An 18,875-nucleotide genomic window follows, 5' to 3' on the forward strand; every position below is an offset into this window, starting at 1 on the left:
TTCTATAACCAGCGACTGAGCCAGTTCATCAGATGAATGGTGGGATTGGATAGCTGTCCGGGCTGACAGGCCGCTTTCAGGGCGACCAGTTGTTGCTCGGCATCCAGCAGTTTTTCACTGGAATGCAGCCCGGCGAACTGCTGGCTCAAGGTAGCCAGATCCGGCATCGCCAGTTGATGGTGACCGCATCCCGCCTGAGTTTTCAGGGCATCGCACAAAAAGAGCTGCACCCAATGCAGACGAACTTGTGTCTCCTGACCGAGCTGGCTGCACAAGGTGGTCGCCTTGCTCGGGGACTTGGCGAGGGCGACCAGATCCTCGAGCAGCTCACGGCGAGCACCATCTTGCAGTTGCTCGATGTAGTCGAGCACCCGCAGCGGCGCCCCCTGGCAGATCCGCACTTGAGCCAGAGTCGCCTGATGTCCCTGTTCAGCAAGCCAGCGCACCGTTTCACCCTCACTTGGCAACTGACACACGTGTTTGTGGCAACGGCTGAGAATGGTCGGCAGCAGACGGGAAACCTGGGAGGCGATGAGGATCAGCAGGCTGTCACCGGCAGGCTCCTCCAGGGTTTTCAGCAGCGCATTGGCTGCCGATTCGGTCATCCGCTCCGCATCAGGAATGATCACCACCTTGCCGCGGCCTAGCTGGGCCGAGCCTTGCAGTCGGTTGCAAATATCGCGGATCGCTTCGACCCCGATGGTCTTGCTCTCGCGACCGATGGTGCCGAGATCCGGATGATGGCCTTTGTCAAAGAGCTGGCAGGAGTGGCAATGACCGCATGGCTCTCCGCGATCAGGTTGTTGGCAAAGGTGCAAACGCGCCACCCGTTCAGCTAGCTGCTCCTTGCCAAGACCGGGATCGCCGAGCAACAACCAGGCATGACCCAGTCTGCCGGCCGCTGCCGTCTTGCTCAGTGCCTGCCAGTCGGGGATCAACCAGGGATACATAGGCGTGCATCCAGCGCAGCTTCAATCGCCGCTTTTACCTGATCCGGGGTTTGCCCCGCATCGATCACTACAATGGAGTCATCCTTGGCGGCGAGTTCGAGATAACGGGTGCGGGTTCGCTCGAAAAAGCTGAGCTGCTCCAGCTCGATCCGATCCAGCTCGCCACGATGGCGGGCGCGTTGCAGACCGAGTGCGGGATCGATATCGAGATAGAGAGTGAGATCCGGTTTGAAGTTGCCGAGAACCGCCTGCTTGATGGCACCGATAAGGGCAGCATCGATACCACGGCCACCCCCCTGATAGGCCTGGGAGGAGAGATCGTGGCGATCCCCCACCACCCAGACACCATCAGCCAGTGCCGGCTTGATGCGGGTCTCCACCAATTGCACCCGGGAGGCGTACATCAGCAGCAGTTCGGCCTCGATGGTGAGGCGCTCGTCATGCACCTCTTTGACGATGGCTCGCATCCGCTCGGCCAGCGGCGTACCGCCCGGCTCGCGGGTACATTCAATCCGCTCGATGCCGTGGTGCTGCAGATAGTCGGTGACGTAACGGACGGCAGAGCTCTTCCCTGCCCCTTCCAAACCTTCAATAACGATAAATTTAGACATCAGGATTTCTTCAATATGTATTCGCGAACCGCCCGATTGTGTTCATCAAGGGTCCTGGAGAAATAGTGAGCACCACCGCCCTTGGCGACAAAATAGAGATAGTCGGTCGACTTGGGGTTGAGTGCCGCTTCGATGGATGCCTTACCCGGCATGGCAATGGGCGTCGGCGGCAGACCATCGATCACATAGGTGTTGTAGGGGTTCTTGTCGGTCAGATCGCTGCGGCGAATGTTGCCGTCATAGCGATCCTTCACCCCGTAAATCACGGTGGGGTCGGTCTGCAACTTCATACCGAGACGCAGACGATTGACGAACACCGAGGCAATTTGTGCCCGCTCTTCAGGCAGACCGGTCTCTTTTTCGATGATCGAGGCCATGATCAGCGCTTCATAGGGGGTCTTGTAAGGCAGATTGGCCTGCCGCTTGTCCCAGCTCTGCTGCAGGAATGTCTCCATGTCCTGGTGAGCACGACGCAAAATGGAGAGATCGCTGGCATGGGTGGTATAGGCATAGGTTTCCGGCAAAAACCACCCCTCCAGCTTGCCATTCTCGATACCCAGCTCCTTGGCCAGATCAGCCTCGGGCAACTCGACCGTGAGTCGTTCCAGATAAGGTGCACTGGATAACTGCTTCAGCCAATCCTCAAAGCGGGAACCCTCGACGAAGGTAAGGCTGAAGTGGAACTCCTTGCCCGAAGCAAAGAGCGAGAGGGTGTCCTTAAGCAGGGCCCCCTCCTTGATTTCATACGTGCCTGACTTGATGGCAACCAGCTCGGGATGACCGCGCAGCCAGAGGCGCACCGCCCACGGACTGGGTTCACCATCACCCAACTCGGCGATCAGGCGAGCGGCATGAGCCCCCTTCTCCACCGTAAAGAGGCGAGTCGGCCCCTTGTTAGTGAGCGTCTCCACCTGCTGCCATTTGTAATGCACATAGCCCCCGGCGACGGCCACAGTCAGTGCAGCCCCCGCGAGCAGGGTGTAAAGCCGATTAAACTTCAATGACCAAACGCTCCTGTAAACGGCGGCTCAATACCGGGGCTGGATACTGTTTATCCTCGATGCCGTTGACCGGCACCACCCCCATCAGGGTATTGGTGAGCCACACCTCTTCCGCCTGCCATAGTGACTCCAACGGAGCCTCTACCACACGCAACTCAATACTCATCTGTTTCAGCATCGCCATGACCTGACGGCGCATGATGCCGTCAACCCCGCAACGGGCCAGATCGGGCGTAAACACCGTCTTGCCCCGACGCCAAAACAGATTGGCACTGACCCCTTCGACCAGCACGCCACGACTGCTGAGCACTACTCCTTCGACTGCACCACGGCTGACAAGTTCGCTCTTGAGCAGCACCTGCTCCAACCGGTTGAGGGTCTTGAGCCCGGCCAGCATGGGGGCATCACCAATGCGCTGGCGGCACACCAGCAGGTTGATCCCCTCTTGTCGCCACTGGGCATACTGGGCAGGAAAAGGTGCCAGCGAAAGAATACGGGTCGTCAGCTGGCACTCGCTGCCATCATAACCGCGGCCACCCTCCCCCCGAGTCAGCATCACCTTGGCAACACACTGTTGTTCACCGGCAACCAGGGTCTCGAGTTCCCGAGTCAACAATTCCCAGTCCGGTTCAACCATTCCCAGCCGGCTATTGGTCTGTTGCAGTCGAGCCAGATGCGCTGGCCACAGCAATACCTTTCCTTCTCTTACCGCCATGGTGGTGAAATGGCCATCGCCATAGGCCAGACCACGGTCGCGGGCCGAGATGGTATCGAGCTTCAATCCGTTGATCAGCAAAGAGATCCCTCCGATAAAAAAGGCCCGATACCGGCAGTATCGGGCCTCTGTCATTGCCCGCAGGCAATTATACGCGTTTGAAGATCAGGGAACCATTGGTACCGCCGAAACCAAACGAGTTGGAGAGGGCGTACTCGAAGTTACCCGGCTTGGCCACGTGGGGCACCAGATCCAGATCGCACTCATCATCCGGGTTGTCCAGGTTGATGGTGGGCGGTGCAATCTGATCGCGCAGGGCCAGCACAGTGATGATCGCCTCGATGGCACCGGCAGCACCCAGCAGGTGACCAGTCATCGACTTGGTCGAGCTGATCATCAGGGATTTGGCATGCTCGCCAAACACCGCTTTCATGCCGCGCAGTTCGGCCACGTCACCCAGGGGGGTGGAAGTGCCGTGGGCGTTGATGTAACCCACCTGCTCGGGGGCGATGCCAGCATCCTTGATGGCATTTTGCATGGCGCGGGCGCCACCGTTGCCATCGGCAGGAGGTGCAGTCATGTGATAGGCGTCACCACTCATGCCAAAACCGACCAGTTCGGCGTAGATCTTGGCACCGCGGGCCTTGGCGTGTTCGTACTCTTCCAGTACAAGTACACCGGCACCGTCACCCAGCACGAAACCGTCGCGATCCTTATCCCACGGACGGCTCGCTTTCTGCGGTTCGTCGTTGCGGTTGGAGAGCGCCTTGGCAGCTGCAAAGCCGCCCATTCCCATCGGGGTGGAGGCTTTCTCGGCACCGCCGGCGACCATCACATCGGCATCACCGTAAGCGATCATCCGGCCAGCCATGCCGATGGCATGGGTACCTGTGGTGCAGGCGGTGGTCACAGCGATGTTCGGACCTTGCAATCCCTTCATGATGGAGAGATGACCGGACACCATATTGATGATGGTGGAAGGCACGAAGAAGGGGCTGATCTTGCGCGGGCCGCCGTTGACGAGGCTATCGTGGTTCTGTTCAATCAGACCCAGACCGCCAATCCCGGAACCGATCGCCACACCGACGCGCTCGGCATTGTCGTCGTTGATGACGAGGCCGGAATCGTCCAGTGCCTGCATACCGGCAGCAATACCGTATTGAATGAAGAGATCCATCTTGCGAGCGTCTTTACGGTTGATACCGTACTGCTCGGGATCGAAGTCCTTGACCAGACCTGCAAAACGGGTTGCAAACTCGCTGGCATCGAAATGGTCGATAAGGGAAATGCCGCTCTGCCCGTTGAGCAGGGCTTGCCAGCTGGATTCGGCTGTGTTGCCTACCGGGGAAAGCATCCCCAAGCCGGTCACCACGACTCTGCGTTTTGACACTGAGGTAGTCTCCGAGAGGTGATTTGAAAGGAAACAAATACAAAAGAAGCGGCCCTTGGGCCGCTTCTTTCAAAACAGGAACTTATTCCTGATTAGCGGTGATGTAGTCGATAGCCGCTTGAACAGTAGTGATCTTCTCGGCTTCTTCATCAGGAATTTCGGTATCGAATTCTTCTTCCAGCGCCATTACCAGTTCAACGGTATCCAAAGAGTCAGCGCCCAGGTCGTCGACGAAGGAGGCAGCGTTCTTAACGTCTTCTTCTTTAACACCCAGTTGTTCAATGATGATTTTCTTTACGCGTTCTTCGATGTTGCTCATGACCTGAATTTTCCTTTAAAAATACGCTATTGCGTCTGGTTGGGGTAGTTTATTCAATTGACGTGAGTTTGCAAGTAGCTTGCCGCTGGTCAAACCACGAAATTCGCCAAACTTCGGCGTACTATCGCAAATTTGAACAGAACTCACGACAAATTGATTACACCATGTACATCCCGCCATTAACATGCAGGGTTTCACCGGTGATATAGGCTGCTTCATCGGAAGCCAAGAATACCACAGCGGCGGCAATCTCTTTCGGATCACCCAGACGAGCGGCAGGAACCTGGCTCATGATGCCGGCTCGTTGCTCTTCGTTCAGGGCGCGAGTCATGTCGGTTTCGATGAAACCGGGGGCAACCGCGTTGACCGTGATACCACGGGAGGCCACTTCACGCGCCAGCGATTTGGTAAAGCCAACCAGACCCGCCTTGGCGGCTGCATAGTTGACCTGACCGGCATTGCCCATGGTACCAACGACGGAACCGATGCTGATGATGCGACCATTGCGTTTCTTCATCATCGCCCGCAGAACCGGTTTGCTCAGACGGTAGAGCGAGGTCAGGTTGGTATCGATGATCTCGTTCCACTCGTCATCTTTCATCCGCATCAACAGGTTGTCGCGGGTGATACCGGCGTTGTTGATCAGGATGTCGATATCGCCGAAACGCGCCTTGATGGCAGCGAAAACGGCTTCGATGGATTCCTGGCTGGTCACGTTCAGTGCCATGCCGCAACCATTGTCGCCCAAGTAAGCGCTGATTGCCTCAGCACCGCTCTCGCTGGTCGCTGTGCCGACGACTTTGGCGCCACGGGCCGCGAAAGTTTCGGCAATTGCACGGCCGATGCCACGACTGGCACCGGTCACCAACACAACCTTATCGGTAAAGCTCATTACTTGCTCCTGTTTACTTGATCTGGGCCAGTGCCTGCTCGAAAGAGGCTGCATCGTTGGCGTGAATACCTTCCACGCGCTTGTCGATGCGCTTGGCGAGCCCGGTCAATACTTTGCCCGGCCCCATCTCGATTTCGAGGGTAACGCCCTCATTGGCCATCCGCTCGACAGTCTCGGTTCAACGAACCGGGCTGAACAGCTGACGCACCAGTGCTTGCTTGATGGCAGCCGGATCCTGTTCACAGGATACGTCGACATTATTGATGACCGCGATGGCAGGAACCTTGATCTCGATCCCGTCCAGCGCAGCTGCCAGTTTTTCTGCGGCAGGTTTCATCAGCGCACAGTGGGATGGCACAGAGACTGGCAGCGGCAGCGCACGCTTGGCGCCCGACTCTTTCATCAGCACGTTAGCTCGCTCGACGGCCTCTTTGTGGCCAGCAATAACCACCTGGCCCGGAGAGTTGAAGTTGACCGGAGAAACCACCTGCCCCTCTGCTGCTTTTTCGCAGTTGGCAGCGATGGCGTCGTTGTCCAGACCGATGATGGCAGCCATGGCACCAGTCCCTTCCGGTACCGCTTCCTGCATGGCCAGACCACGCAGCTCGACCAGTTTAACGGCATCGGTAAAGGCCAGCGCACCGCTGCAAACCAGAGCGGAATACTCACCCAGGCTGTGACCTGCCATGACGGAAGGCGTTGCCCCACCCTGCTGTTGCCACAGACGCCACAGTGCGACAGAAGCAGTCAGCAGTGCGGGCTGGGTACGCCAGGTTTTGTTCAGCTCTTCGGCCGGACCGTTCATTACCAGGGCAAACAGGTCATAACCCAGCACCTGGCTCGCCTCGGCGAAGGTCTCCTTGATCACGGCATGTTGCTCGGCCAGCTCGGCCAGCATGCCCACGGTTTGGGAGCCTTGTCCCGGGAAGGCAATGGCAAATTGGGTCATCATTGATTCCTTTTAGATAAGCAAAAATGAAATCGTTGCGGGATGACAGCACTCGCTCATCCCGCTTTGGATCAGAGGCGAACCAGCGCCGAGCCCCAGGCAAAACCACCGCCAAAGGCTTCCAGCAAGACCAGCTGGCCCGGTTTGATCCGGCCATCCCGCACCCCTTCATCGAAGGCGATGGGGACGGACGCAGCAGAGGTATTGCCGTGCTTGTCGAGGGTCAACACTACCTTGTCGAGGCCCATGCCGAGTTTCTTGGCTGTGGCGCTGATGATGCGGAAGTTGGCCTGATGGGGCACCAGCCAGTCAAGCTCGCTCGGCTCGAGACCGGCAGCTGTCAGCGTCTCTGTCACGATCTCGCTCAAACGGGTGACCGCCACTTTGAACACATCGTTGCCCTTCATGTACATGTAGGCTTCGAGTTCGGCGCCCGGCATCCCGCGACGGGGTTGCGGCAGCTTGAGCAGATCGCCATAACGGCCATCGGCATGAAGATGGGTGGAAAGAATGCCCGGTGTTTCGCTGGCGCCAATCACCACGGCACCGGCCCCATCACCAAAAATAATGATGGTGCCGCGATCTTCCGGATCGCACATGCGCGACAACACATCGGCCCCGACGACCAGCACATGGCGGGCCGCGCCAGATTTGACGAACTGATCGGCAATGGAGAGCGCATAGGTAAAACCGGCGCAGGCTGCCGCCACGTCAAAGGCAGGGATCCCCTGTACACCCAGCAGTCCTTGCAGTTCGCAAGCTGCTGCCGGGAAGGCGTTTTCTGCGCTGGTGGTGGCCAGCACAATCATGTCGAGATCGGCCGCGGTCAGGCCCGCGGCATCCAGGGCCCGCAGGGCGGCCTGGTAAGAGAGGGTGGCAACGGTCTCATCAGCACCGGCAATGCGGCGCTCACGGATCCCGGTGCGTTCCACGATCCACTCGTCACTGGTCTCAACCATCTGCTCGAGATCGGCGTTGGTACGCACTGAACTCGGCAGGTAGCTGCCAGTACCCAGAATTTTGCTATGCATAGAGTTCTTATAGGTCCCTGTCGGAAAAGACAGCTTCAAGGCGATCTGCTATTTGCAGTGGAAGTTGATGTTTGGCCTCTTGTGCGGCCAGCAGGATCGCATTACACAGGGCGCGCCGCTCGGCACGCCCATGACTTTTTACCACAATGCCGCGCAATCCTAACAGACTTGCCCCGTTATACTGGTCGGGGTTCAGGTATGAAAAACGCCGTTTGAACATAAAACCGGCGATCCGGCCAAGAAAAGTGCGCTTCTTGCGGGGATATCCCGCCAGCTGAGCCATCATCCGCACTACCCCCTCGGCCGTTTTGAGGGCGACATTGCCAACAAAACCGTCGCAGACGATCACATCGCACTCGCCGCTGAAGATGCGATCCCCTTCAATGAAACCGACATAGTTGAGCGCGTTGCACTGGCGCAACAATTCGGCACTGTGACGTACCAGATCGTTGCCCTTGATCTCCTCTTCCCCGATGTTGAGCAAGGCAACACGAGGAGAAGCGATGCCTTCGACTTTCTCGGCCACCACGGAGCCCATCACCGCAAATTGAAGCAAGGTATCCGCATCGCAACTGACGTTGGCACCGAGATCCAGCATCACAGTGCGCTTGCCGCTCAACGTCGGCAGCGCCTTGATGAGTGCCGGCCGATCGACCCCGGGCAGAGATTTGAGCACGCACTTGGCCATCGCCATCAACGCACCTGTGTTGCCAGCGCTCACGCAGGCATCGGCCTCACCGGCTTTCACCAGATTGAGTACCACCCGCATGGAGGAGTCTTTCAGAGTACGCAGCGCCACGATCGGTTTATCGCCCATGCCAACCACCTGGGATGCATGTACGAAACGAACGCGGGGATGATTCAGCAAGCCATGTTGCTGCAGCAGAGAGGAGGTCTGATGTTGGTCACCGACCAGGATCAGTTTTAGCTGGGGTAAAAGAGACAGTGCCTGCACGGCGGCAGGCACTGTTTCCGAGGGGCCAATATCTCCCCCCATGATGTCTAGCGCGACAGTTTGCGTAGACAAAGGCAATCCTTAAGCGATTACCTTTTTACCGCGGTAGAAACCATCGGCAGTCACGTGGTGACGACGATGGATTTCGCCACTGGTCTGATCAACAGTCAGGGCAGCGGTGGTCAGCGCATCGTGGGAACGACGCATGCCACGCTTGGCACGGGTTTTACGGTTCTGTTGTACGGCCATTGTAGGCTAACTCCTAAATTCACTTACGTTTAAGCTCTTCAAGAACTGCAAAGGGATTCGGCCGCTCATCAGCAGGTTCGATTTCACCCCAAGTCATCTCCATGTTACCGCGGGGACACGCATCCAAAGAATGCATGGCTACCTGAGGCAACGAGAGGATAAGTTCATCCTCCAGGATTTGATGAAGGTCCATCTCGCCGTTTTCGTCCAACTCAATGGGCTCATAAGCTTCCGGCAGTTCTTCCTCGTTTGTTCTTTCGAACAGCGGAGTGTAGATAAATTCAGCTTCACAGAGATGCTCGAAAGTCTCTCCGCAACGTTGGCAAACCAGGTCAACCTTGGCATGGGCAGTGCCTTTCATAACGGTCAACTTCTGGACATCTTTGCCAAAGTGCAGCGATACCTCGATATCACTCCGCAAGCCAGCGGTTGATTCCTCCAGCCTGGGCATCTGCGACTTTTCCACTATCCCGACATAATCGAGCAGCTTCAAGGCACTACGGACTGGATCAACCTTAACGGGCAACTTCACCTTTTGCATAGGGCGCGAATAATATAGGTCCAACAACGGATAGTCAAAGGAAAAAGTCCTTACCGCCGATGATTTTAACGCCACAAGTCCCTAGAATGCCGGTACTTGCTTTCATCGGTATTCGGATTATGCCACAGAATCTTATCCTCGCCTCAACTTCTCGCTATCGCAAAGCCCTGCTGGAGAAGCTCGGCCTCCCCTTTGAATGTGCGGCTCCCGGCGTAGACGAACGCCCGCTTGCAGATGAATCCGCTCAGGAGCTGGTGGCCAGACTTGCCCGGGCAAAGGCCCAAGCCATTGCAAATAGTCGTGATCACGGGCTGATCATCGGTTCTGATCAGGTGTGTGTCTGCGATGGCCGCATCCTCGGCAAGCCGGGCACCATAGACAATGCCATAGCGCAGCTGATGGCGGCCCAGGGGCGCAGCGTCACCTTTTACGCCGGCCTGTGCGTACTTAACGCTGCAACCAAGGAGATTCATGAGTTGATTGAACCGTTTACAGTTCACTTTCGCGATCTCGACGAAACCGCCATTCGCCGCTATGTAGAGGCTGAACTGCCCCTCGATTGTGCTGGCAGCTTCAAATGTGAAGGGATGGGGATCGTGCTGTTCAAGAGGCTGGAAGGACGTGATCCTAACACCTTGATCGGTCTGCCGCTGATCGGCCTGATCGGACTCCTGGAGTGCCACGGCATCGCCCTGCCCTGATGGTGGGCGAATAGATGAGCTAGAAAATATAAAAATCCCGGTCAATTGAACGGGATTTTTATATATCAGATTGATGTCTCTCAAAGAGAGACGTTTACAACAGCGCGCGAAGAGCCGTCATGGAGTCAACCACTGCCACTGGCTCGTAACGACTGAGGGCATCGCGGCTACCCACACCCCAGGTGACGCCAATGCGCGGCATGGCGATTGCCTCGGCCATCGCCATATCGTGAACAGAGTCGCCGACCATCACGGCCTGCCGGGGTGAAAGCCCCAGTTCGTCCAGGATCTGCTCAAGCATCAGCGGATCAGGCTTGGATCGAGCCTCATCGGCCCCACGACTGGTCACAAACAACGGGCGCAGCCCGGTCTCATCCAATACCCGATCCAGCCCACGGCGCGATTTGCCGGTAGCGACGGCCAGTTGCAGCCCTCGGAACCGCCAGTCATGCAGCAACTCCCCTGCCCCGGCAAACAGCGGGCTGGGGGTAGCATCATGCAGATAGTGATGACGATAACGATCGATGAGTGTGGCAATCTGGCGCTCATCAATGGCGGTGCCACTGTCGCTACACAAAGGGAACAGGCGGGACATGGCAACATCGAGGCTCAATCCGATGATCTGCCGGATCTGGGCTGGTGCAGGTACCGCCAGCTCACAATCTCTGGCGGCCCCCTGCACACAGGCAACAATCCGGCCCACCGAATCCATCAGGGTACCGTCCCAATCGAAAATGGCGAGCCGGATATCCTGCATCAGCGTGGCAAGCCGTTGAGGAAGTTGTCGAGTTCAGGTGCCAGCGGCGCTTCTACCTGCATCTCGCGACCATCGGCCGGATGGGTGAAGCTGAGCTTCCAGGCATGCAAAAAGAGCCGTTTCAGCCCTTGGCTGCGCATTTTCTCGTCAAACGCCGCTTCACCGTACTTATCATCACAGGCGATCGGATGGCCGGCATGCAGGGTGTGCACGCGGATCTGGTGAGTACGACCTGTGATGGGGCTGCACTCGACCAGGGTCGCTTCGGCAAATTGACGCACGATACGGAACCGGGTTTCCGATGGCTTGCCATCGGCGCTGACCCGCACCACCCGCTCACCGGATTGCAGATCGTTCTTGCGTAGCGGTGCGTTGACAACCTTGACGTGAGCCTGCCATTTGCCGCGCACCAGCGCCAGATACTGCTTGCGCATGGTCTTGACGCGCAACTGCTCATGCAGGCTGCGCAGGGCGCTGCGTTTTTTAGCAACCAGCAGTACGCCTGAGGTATCGCGATCGAGACGGTGAACCAGTTCGAGGAAACGGGCTTCCGGACGCAGGGCGCGCAGCCCTTCAATCACGCCAAAGCTCAGGCCGCTGCCGCCATGTACGGCCATGCCGGAGGGCTTGTTCAGCACGATCATGGCATCGTCTTCGAACAGGATCTGACTCTCCAGACGCTGTATAACGCCCAGATTTGCTGAAGGCAGCTCATTCTTCTCGGCAACGCGTACGGGAGGAACCCGCACCTCGTCACCTGCGCAGAGTTTGTACTCCGGTTTGATGCGCTTTTTGTTTACTCGCACTTCACCTTTGCGAAGGATGCGATAGATCAGGCTCTTGGGGACGCCCTTTAGCTGAGTCTTGAGAAAATTGTCGATGCGCTGCCCGTCATGCTCAGCTTCGATGGTGAGCAGCTGCACTTGTTGATGTATCTGTGTCATGGCGCGGATTTTACCACTGCCAGCGCCCCTTGGCTGCTGGTTTGTTGAAAAATGGCGCCTTGCTATAAAAGAGGTTTAAATGGGATAATAAACAAGGTTTTGTCATTGTGTTCAAGCCTTGTACTAAGTGGCCAAAAAGTATGCCACCCAATCCCGATACACCGTGTCTAGAAGAACATGACGGTTCCCGGGTGCGAGGTACAACGCATGGAGAACACAAACATCACCGTTTATTTGTCTCCATTTCGGCATCCTTATTCATCTCTTCTCGAGAAAAGATGACCAGAACGCCCTTAGTTTGCGCCTCATGCATACCCCAACCGGGAGGTTGCCCCAGTATGCTGAAGACCCGAGGCCGGCGCTGGCAGGACCCAGATGGAGGAAATCAAAATGACACAATAATGAGAACTCAATGAAAAGAATGCTTATCAACGCGACTCAAGAAGAAGAGTTGCGCGTAGCGCTGGTTGACGGACAACAGCTCTACGATTTGGATATTGAAAGTCCGGGACACGAGCAGAAGAAAGCGAACATTTACAAGGGTAAGATCACCCGCGTAGAACCCAGCCTTGAAGCTGCTTTTGTCGACTACGGCGCCGAGCGCCACGGTTTCCTGCCGTTGAAGGAGATCGCCCGCAATTACTTCCCCTCCGGTTACTCCTATCAGGGTCGTCCCAACATCAAAGAAGTGGTCCGCGAAGGTCAGGAAGTTATCGTCCAGATCGACAAGGAAGAGCGTGGCACCAAGGGTGCAGCCCTCACCACCTTTATCAGCCTGGCAGGTAGCTACCTGGTACTGATGCCCAACAACCCCCGTGCAGGTGGTATCTCCCGCCGCATTGAGGGTGATGAGCGGACCGAACTGAAAGAAGCCCTGAGCGGATTGACCGTGCCGGAAGGCATGGGTCTGATCGTGCGTACCGCCGGTGTGGGCAAGTCGCCAGAAGAGCTGGAGTGGGATCTGAACGTCCTGCTCAACCACTGGGACTCTATCCACAAGGCCTCTCAGGAGCGCGCTGCGCCGGTGCTGATCCACCAGGAAAGCAACGTCATCGTGCGTGCCATCCGTGACTATCTGCGTCGCGATGTGGGCGAGATCCTGATCGACAATCCGGTGATTTTCGAACGTGCCAAGGCCCATATCGAGCTGGTACGTCCCGATTTCCTCAACCGTGTGAAGCTGTACAAGGGTGAAGTTGCCCTGTTCAACCACTTCCAGATTGAGAGCCAGATTGAATCAGCCTTCCAGCGTGAAGTGCGCCTCCCCTCCGGCGGCAGCATCGTTATCGATCCGACCGAAGCCCTGACCTCCATCGATATCAACTCCTCCCGCGCCACCAAGGGCGGCGATATCGAAGAGACGGCGCTGCAAACCAACCTTGAAGCGGCCGACGAAATTGCCCGTCAATTGCGTCTTCGCGACCTGGGTGGCCTGATCGTAATCGACTTCATCGACATGACCCCGGTTCGCCATCAGCGCGAAGTGGAAAACCGTCTGCGTGAAGCGGTTCATCAGGATCGTGCCCGCATCCAGCTGGGCCGGATCTCCCGTTTCGGTCTGCTGGAGATGTCTCGCCAGCGTCTGCGCCCCTCCCTCAACGAGTCCAGCAGCCATATCTGCCCCCGTTGCCAGGGCCAAGGCGTGATCCGTGACAACGAATCCCTCGCCCTGTCCATCCTGCGTCTCATCGAAGAAGAGGCCATGAAGGACAACACCGAGCAGGTTCACGGTCAGGTGCCGGTGGATGTTGCAGCCTATCTGCTTAACGAGAAGCGTGCTGCCATCGCTAGTCTGGAACAGCGAAATGATGTGCGTGTTTACATCATTCCGAACCAGCATCTGGAAACCCCGCACTACGAAGTGACCCGCATTCGTCAGAACGAGATCCCGGAAGCGGCCAGCTATGAGCTGAAAACCGAGATTGCCAAGCCGGTCTACCAGCCGAAGCAAGCTCAGGTGATCGAGCGTGAACAACCGCTGCTGCAAGGATTTGCCCAGCCGACTCAACCCGCGCCGGTTGCAGCTCAGCAGCAGACAGCCCCGGCCGTTGCCGCTGTACCTGCCGAAGCAGGTTTCTTCAGCAAGCTGATCAAAGGCATTACCGGCCTGTTCAGCAGCGATGCAGCCCCTGCCGAAGTTAAAGCGCCCGCCGAGAAACCGGCTGCTCGCGAAGCACGCAAGGAAGAGGGTCAGCGTCATCAGCGCGAAGAAGGTCGTGGCCGTGGTCAGCGTCCTCGTCGTGACGACAACCGTGGCAACCGCAACAATGCGGAAGCTGGCGAGAAACGTGAAAATGGCAATCGCGAAGGTGGTGAAAACCGCAATCGTCGTCCTCGTAAAGAGCGCGAGCCCCGTCAAGAGCGTGAAGTTCGTACTGAACAGCGGATGGAACGTGAACCACGCGAAGCGCGTCAAGAACGTGAGCCCCGTGCTCCACGCCCTGCTCGTGAGCCACGCGCTCCCCGTGAGCCTCGTGCCGAGGTTGTCGTTGACGCGGTGGAAACCGTTGATGCCATCGAACCACGTCAGGAAAAAGAGCAGAAAGTGGCTGAGCGCCGCGAACGTCGCCAGCTGCGCAAGCAGATCCGCGTTGATGTTGCTGCGAGCGACACCCCTGCCCTGCCTGTCGTAGAAGAGGTTCAGGTTGCAGCTGTTGAGACTGGCGACCAGGATGAGCAGGCCGAAGGTCAGCGCCGTTCCCGCCGTACTCCGCGCAGCCAGCGTATCGAAGGCCAACGTCGCAAGCGCATTAATGAAGAAGCTCGTAGCCAGCGTGATGAAGAGCAACAAGCCGAGCCTACTCTGACTACCGCCGCCCAGGCCGATATCGCCAAAGCGCAGGTTGAAGAGCCGGTAGTGCCTGTTGTCACCATCCCGAGCGCTGAAGCTGTCGCGGCAGCCCTGCAAGCTTCTGCTGCACTGACCGAACACGTGGTTGTCGAAGCTGTTGCTGAGGAGTCTGCTGAACAGGTTCATGCAGTACAGACCGAAGTGGCCGCAACATCTGTTGTTGACACTGTTGAAGTAGAGGCCCCTGTAGTCGCAGTAGTTGAAGCAACTCAGGTTGAGATTGCACAAGCTGAACAGCCGGCTGAAGTTGTCGCCGAAGCTCCGGTAGCCGCTGTTGAAGCAGTTGAGGTCACCGAAGCTGTAACTACTGCTCCTGTTGCTGAAGAGCCGGTAAACGTTGTAGCTGAAGAGACTCCCGTAGCCGTAACCAAACAGGTTAAGCACGGTGCCGGTCTGTTGGCCCGAGCTCGCAAGGCATCTGCGCCAATGGCGACCCCTGCCGCAGCTCCTGCCCTGCCAGCTCGTGAACCGGTGGACTATCCGCCTCTGGTTCGTGGCGAAGTGGTTAGCTCTGGCCGTCACGGTGGTAGCACCGCAGCTGTCAATGTGGCTTCTTGCCCGGCAGGTCGTCCTTAATAGTTCTTGTTAAAACAAGCAAAGAGCCACACAATGTGTGGCTCTTTTTTTATGGGTGACATTCACCTAGTTATCCGTTGCCAATGCGTCTGTGTAATACCGATATCGGAGACCATTCGGCTGAGGGCAAGATCGTCATTGAGCCACGGCCCGGTGTAGAGCGGATCAGTGGCGTCCTTGGTAAAACTAAAGGCGTACTAAGTTTTCTACCTGAATTCTATTTATTCGAAATAATGGCCATAAAAGCTTAAGTCACAAACTTGTTTGTTGGCATATAAAACTCATTATTCATGCATCCAATAGTACATTCCTCATCCTAGCTCCGATTCATTTTTGCCGAATCGCTGATTACAGCTTGGACTGTCAATGTAATTTAGATCTCAGGAATCAATCCACTATCCAGATTAAGTCAGCTCCATATAAAACCACAATCCGACTTACATCTGGAACAATGTTATAGATTGAGCCAAATACTATGCCCAGGTACACAATGCTGCAAATGCAGCCTCATGTAACCGTATATTTTGTTGCGGTAACTTTCTGGTTGGAGGTTACAGTTATCCCTCCCCTCCGTTAATTACATGTACTAACCAAATAACCTAGGCTCCAGTGAATCAAGATCACTGAAGCTGATTGGAAAGCGCTTGGCTACGGCGCTCTTGCTCATGTCTATGGGTGAAATACTATCTATTGACCGGGTATCGCAGAATAACGCGAGCTGCGATAAACACCGATCAGGGTTGTATATAAAAAACAACAAGCCACACTGTGTGGCTTTTGCTTGTGCCAAGAACGAGATATCCCTCCCCCACCCTACTTGTTAGTCGTCGCTCTACATAATATCAATCCGAATTAGCAAGGTGCTGCAGGCTCTCATCGATAGGAAAAAAGGGGGATGGAACTCATGTTGAAATAAAAAAGGGCCCGAAGGCCCTTTGATATACAAATGCTTGAAGACATTATGCGAACAGATGGTGGCTGATGATAAACAGGCCACCAGAGAGCAGCATGGTCAGCGGCAGGGTCAGCACCCAGGCCATCAGGATGGTCTTGATGGTCTGGCTTTGCAGGCCTGACTTGTTGGCCACCATGGTACCCGCCACCGCAGAGGAGAGAATGTGGGTGGTCGATACCGGCATACCGGTCAGACTGGCAATACCGATGGAGCTGGCCGCCGTGATTTGGGCAGCAATGCCCTGGCTATAGGTCATACCGGTAGAACCGATCTTCTCACCAACGGTGTGCACGATACGACGCCAGCCCACCATGGTGCCGCAACCCAGCGCCATCGCAATGGAGACGATCACCCAGGTCGGAGCGTATTCGGCAGTCGCAGTCAGATCCTTGCGCCATTTGGCCAGATCGGTCAGCTCCTTGGCCGGCAGAGAGAGTTTGGAAACCTTGCGTGCGGTGTCATCGATACAGAGCAGCAGACGACGCACTTCACGGCGATCGGTCAGGCTCATCTCTTCATAGGTACGAACAGCACCAAGACGGGCGTCCAGAGTGTTCATTGCCTGCAGCACGCTGTCTGCTGAACAGTGAGTCATCAGCTCTTCTTGCACAGCAGAAGCTGAGTTGAAGTTGATAACACCACTTACCGCATCCTGATTGCGCTTGTAGATTTCCATGATGCGCTGGTTGGCATCCTGGGTGCGGTCCAGATCGTAAGAGCGGCTATTCATGTCCAGCGCGAAGTAGGCTGGCGCCATGCAGATCAGTACCAGCATAACCAGACCGATGCCCTTCTGGCCATCGTTGGAGCCGTGCACAAAGCTCACCCCCATCGCAGAAGCAACCAGCGTGAGGCGAGCCCAGAATGGCGGGTGCTTCTTGCCATCAACAAGTTGACGCTCTTCCGGGGTCTTGTGGATCTTGTTACTGGTCCAGATGCGTTTCATAACCAGCAGCAGCAGCGCTGCCACGATGAAACCGATGGTGGGAGAGATGATCAGGGAGAGCATGATGTCGATCGCCTTGCTCACGTTGATCCCCTCGGTCACCGGCTTGTGACTGATCCAGGCATAGGCACCGCCTACCCCCAGAATGGAGCCGATCAAGGTATGTGAGCTGGAGGCCGGGATCCCGAAAAACCAGGTACCCAGATTCCACACGATAGCGGAAAAGAGCAGCGAGAAGACCATGATCAACCCTTGGGTGGAGTCCATCCCAAGCAGCAGGTCGATGGGCAGCAGATGGACGATGGCATAAGCCACACCCAGACCGCCAAACATGACGCCGAAAAAGTTGAAGATCCCTGATGCCACAACCGCCAGGTGAGCGGGCATCGCTTTGGTGTAGATAACCGTTGCTACCGCGTTGGCGGTATCGTGAAAGCCATTGATAAATTCATAGGCAAGCACAAAAAAAACGGCCAATACCAAACCGATTGACCACCACAAACCCAAACCACTAAACATTTCAAACATAAAAAAAAGCCTGTTTATGAGTTGCGGCGGATTATGCCAGATGGCGGCCAACACCATAGCTATCCGTGAAATATTTCAGCCATAAAAAAAAAGAGCTTTTTGGTAAAAAATATCTTACAGCCAGTAACCATGCGGCTTGCCAGAGATTAATTAAAGCGAGCAGTTGTTGCCAGCAAACAACAAAGTTGCTGACAATTAAGCCAACAAACGCCCATTTCAGCCCTCTCTTTCACCTCCATCAGGCATAAAAAAGCATAAAAATATCGTTTGCCAACCATTCTCATCCGACCAGCAAGGAGCCATCCGTATCTTCGCAGCACCAGCTCGCCTGCATCCTAGCCAAAAAAAGAGGAGCCACATTGTGCTCCTCTTTTCCAATCATGCCTGCAGGCTGCATCAATCCTGGTTGATACGGCTGGCGACAGCACCCTGCTGACTCTTGTACTTGGCATTTTCCCGCTTGTTGTACGGACGGGCTGCGGTGCCTGAGAGCATCTCGAAGTTCAACGCGCCGATCTTCATCTTGGGACGCAACGCCAGCGGCAATTTGCCGCCATTGTAGAACTCCAGCACGATACGGCCAGACCAGCCCGGATCGATACGGTGTGCCGTGACATGTACCATCAGACCGAGACGGGCCAGCGAAGAGCGGCCATCGAGCCAGCCGACGATATCTGCCGGCAGAGTGACTGATTCATAGGTCACGGCCAACGCCAGCTGACCCGGGTGCAAATAGAAGGCTTCGCCATCCGGGATATGGATCTCATCGCTCATCACCCGATCGATGGCATCGGCCATCTCGCTGCTCGGGCCGCTCAGATCGATATAGGGAGCGGTATGATCGCGAAACACCCGAAACTCGTTACCCAGCAGCACATCGACGCTGACGCCACTGATCCGTTCTACACCGGGCCGTGGCTCAATGACGATCTTGCCCTCATCCAGATGGCGTTCGATATCGGTATCACACAGACGCATTGGGCGACTCTCCTGACTACTTTGTGCTTTAAAAAA

At 56.3% G+C, this 18,875-nt stretch carries 17 protein-coding genes and 2 pseudogenes; 3 read left to right on the plus strand and 16 right to left on the minus strand.

Going from position 1 to position 18,875, the window contains the following annotated elements; translation table 11 throughout:
• Nucleotides 1-2: 2 nt before the first annotated feature.
• From holB to yceD, 12 genes and pseudogenes are all read right to left on the minus strand, one after another.
• Entirely contained in the window at nt 3-950 is a 948-nt protein-coding gene (gene holB / locus WE862_RS14725; RefSeq protein ID WP_042030955.1) for a DNA polymerase III subunit delta', read from the minus strand.
• Complete coding sequence (gene tmk / locus WE862_RS14730) at nt 935-1,561, minus strand: dTMP kinase (RefSeq protein ID WP_042030954.1); 627 nt, start codon at nt 1,559-1,561, stop codon at nt 935-937. The genes holB and tmk overlap by 16 nt, the downstream gene beginning before the upstream one ends.
• Nucleotides 1,561-2,562, minus strand: a complete 1,002-nt coding sequence (mltG, locus tag WE862_RS14735; RefSeq protein WP_042030953.1) for an endolytic transglycosylase MltG — start codon at nt 2,560-2,562, stop codon at nt 1,561-1,563. Before mltG ends, tmk begins: the two co-directional genes overlap by 1 nt.
• A complete protein-coding gene (gene pabC / locus WE862_RS14740; RefSeq protein WP_225628392.1) occupies nt 2,552-3,358 on the minus strand; it encodes an aminodeoxychorismate lyase in 807 nt (268 codons plus the stop codon). The genes mltG and pabC overlap by 11 nt, the downstream gene beginning before the upstream one ends.
• 67 nt (nt 3,359-3,425) lie before the next feature.
• Complete coding sequence (gene fabF, locus WE862_RS14745; RefSeq protein WP_042030950.1) at nt 3,426-4,667, minus strand: beta-ketoacyl-ACP synthase II; 1,242 nt, start codon at nt 4,665-4,667, stop codon at nt 3,426-3,428.
• A gap of 82 nt (nt 4,668-4,749) precedes the next feature.
• A complete protein-coding gene (gene acpP / locus WE862_RS14750) occupies nt 4,750-4,986 on the minus strand; it encodes an acyl carrier protein (RefSeq protein WP_005300909.1) in 237 nt (78 codons plus the stop codon).
• Between the two features lie 157 nt (nt 4,987-5,143).
• Nucleotides 5,144-5,878 (minus strand): 3-oxoacyl-ACP reductase FabG, encoded by a 735-nt coding sequence (fabG, locus tag WE862_RS14755; RefSeq protein WP_042030949.1) that lies wholly within the window; start codon nt 5,876-5,878, stop codon nt 5,144-5,146.
• A gap of 13 nt (nt 5,879-5,891) precedes the next feature.
• Nucleotides 5,892-6,827, minus strand: a pseudogene (gene fabD / locus WE862_RS14760) (ACP S-malonyltransferase).
• A 71-nt stretch (nt 6,828-6,898) separates the two neighbouring features.
• The gene (locus tag WE862_RS14765) at nt 6,899-7,858 is read right to left on the minus strand and encodes a beta-ketoacyl-ACP synthase III (protein WP_042030948.1); all 960 of its coding nucleotides are present in this window, start codon (nt 7,856-7,858) and stop codon (nt 6,899-6,901) included.
• 7 nt (nt 7,859-7,865) lie between these two features.
• Nucleotides 7,866-8,885, minus strand: a complete 1,020-nt coding sequence (gene plsX, locus WE862_RS14770) for a phosphate acyltransferase PlsX (RefSeq protein ID WP_041207723.1) — start codon at nt 8,883-8,885, stop codon at nt 7,866-7,868.
• 9 nt (nt 8,886-8,894) lie between these two features.
• A complete protein-coding gene (gene rpmF, locus WE862_RS14775; RefSeq protein ID WP_005300935.1) occupies nt 8,895-9,062 on the minus strand; it encodes a 50S ribosomal protein L32 in 168 nt (55 codons plus the stop codon).
• A gap of 19 nt (nt 9,063-9,081) precedes the next feature.
• Complete coding sequence (gene yceD, locus WE862_RS14780) at nt 9,082-9,603, minus strand: 23S rRNA accumulation protein YceD (RefSeq protein ID WP_041207910.1); 522 nt, start codon at nt 9,601-9,603, stop codon at nt 9,082-9,084.
• Nucleotides 9,604-9,722: 119 nt separating this feature from the next.
• On the opposite strand from yceD, the gene WE862_RS14785 reads away from it, so the two are divergent.
• On the plus strand, nt 9,723-10,304 hold the full coding sequence (locus WE862_RS14785) for a Maf family protein (protein ID WP_042031060.1): 582 nt from the start codon (nt 9,723-9,725) through the stop codon (nt 10,302-10,304).
• 94 nt (nt 10,305-10,398) lie between these two features.
• Here WE862_RS14785 and WE862_RS14790 read toward each other — a convergent pair whose 3' ends face one another.
• Both WE862_RS14790 and rluC read right to left on the minus strand, forming a co-directional pair.
• Nucleotides 10,399-11,061, minus strand: a complete 663-nt coding sequence (locus WE862_RS14790; RefSeq protein WP_042030946.1) for an HAD-IA family hydrolase — start codon at nt 11,059-11,061, stop codon at nt 10,399-10,401.
• The gene (gene rluC, locus WE862_RS14795) at nt 11,061-12,005 is read right to left on the minus strand and encodes a 23S rRNA pseudouridine(955/2504/2580) synthase RluC (RefSeq protein WP_042030945.1); all 945 of its coding nucleotides are present in this window, start codon (nt 12,003-12,005) and stop codon (nt 11,061-11,063) included. Before rluC ends, WE862_RS14790 begins: the two co-directional genes overlap by 1 nt.
• A gap of 412 nt (nt 12,006-12,417) precedes the next feature.
• Between rluC and rne the strand changes: the two genes are divergently transcribed.
• Together rne and WE862_RS14805 are read left to right on the plus strand one after the other, a co-directional pair.
• Complete coding sequence (gene rne, locus WE862_RS14800; protein WP_042030944.1) at nt 12,418-15,432, plus strand: ribonuclease E; 3,015 nt, start codon at nt 12,418-12,420, stop codon at nt 15,430-15,432.
• An 83-nt stretch (nt 15,433-15,515) separates the two neighbouring features.
• A pseudogene (locus tag WE862_RS14805) lies at nt 15,516-15,608 on the plus strand (dCTP deaminase); the annotation flags it as partial.
• 783 nt (nt 15,609-16,391) lie between these two features.
• Here the strand turns inward: WE862_RS14805 and WE862_RS14810 are convergent.
• Together WE862_RS14810 and dcd are read right to left on the minus strand one after the other, a co-directional pair.
• On the minus strand, nt 16,392-17,861 hold the full coding sequence (locus WE862_RS14810) for an inorganic phosphate transporter (protein WP_041207908.1): 1,470 nt from the start codon (nt 17,859-17,861) through the stop codon (nt 16,392-16,394).
• Between the two features lie 396 nt (nt 17,862-18,257).
• Nucleotides 18,258-18,839 carry a dCTP deaminase gene (dcd, locus tag WE862_RS14815; protein WP_041207718.1) on the minus strand — a complete coding sequence of 194 codons (582 nt, stop codon included), beginning with the start codon at nt 18,837-18,839 and terminating at the stop codon, nt 18,258-18,260.
• Nucleotides 18,840-18,875 lie beyond the last annotated feature (36 nt).

This window comes from Aeromonas jandaei, assembly GCF_037890695.1.
Taxonomy (GTDB): domain Bacteria; phylum Pseudomonadota; class Gammaproteobacteria; order Enterobacterales; family Aeromonadaceae; genus Aeromonas; species Aeromonas jandaei.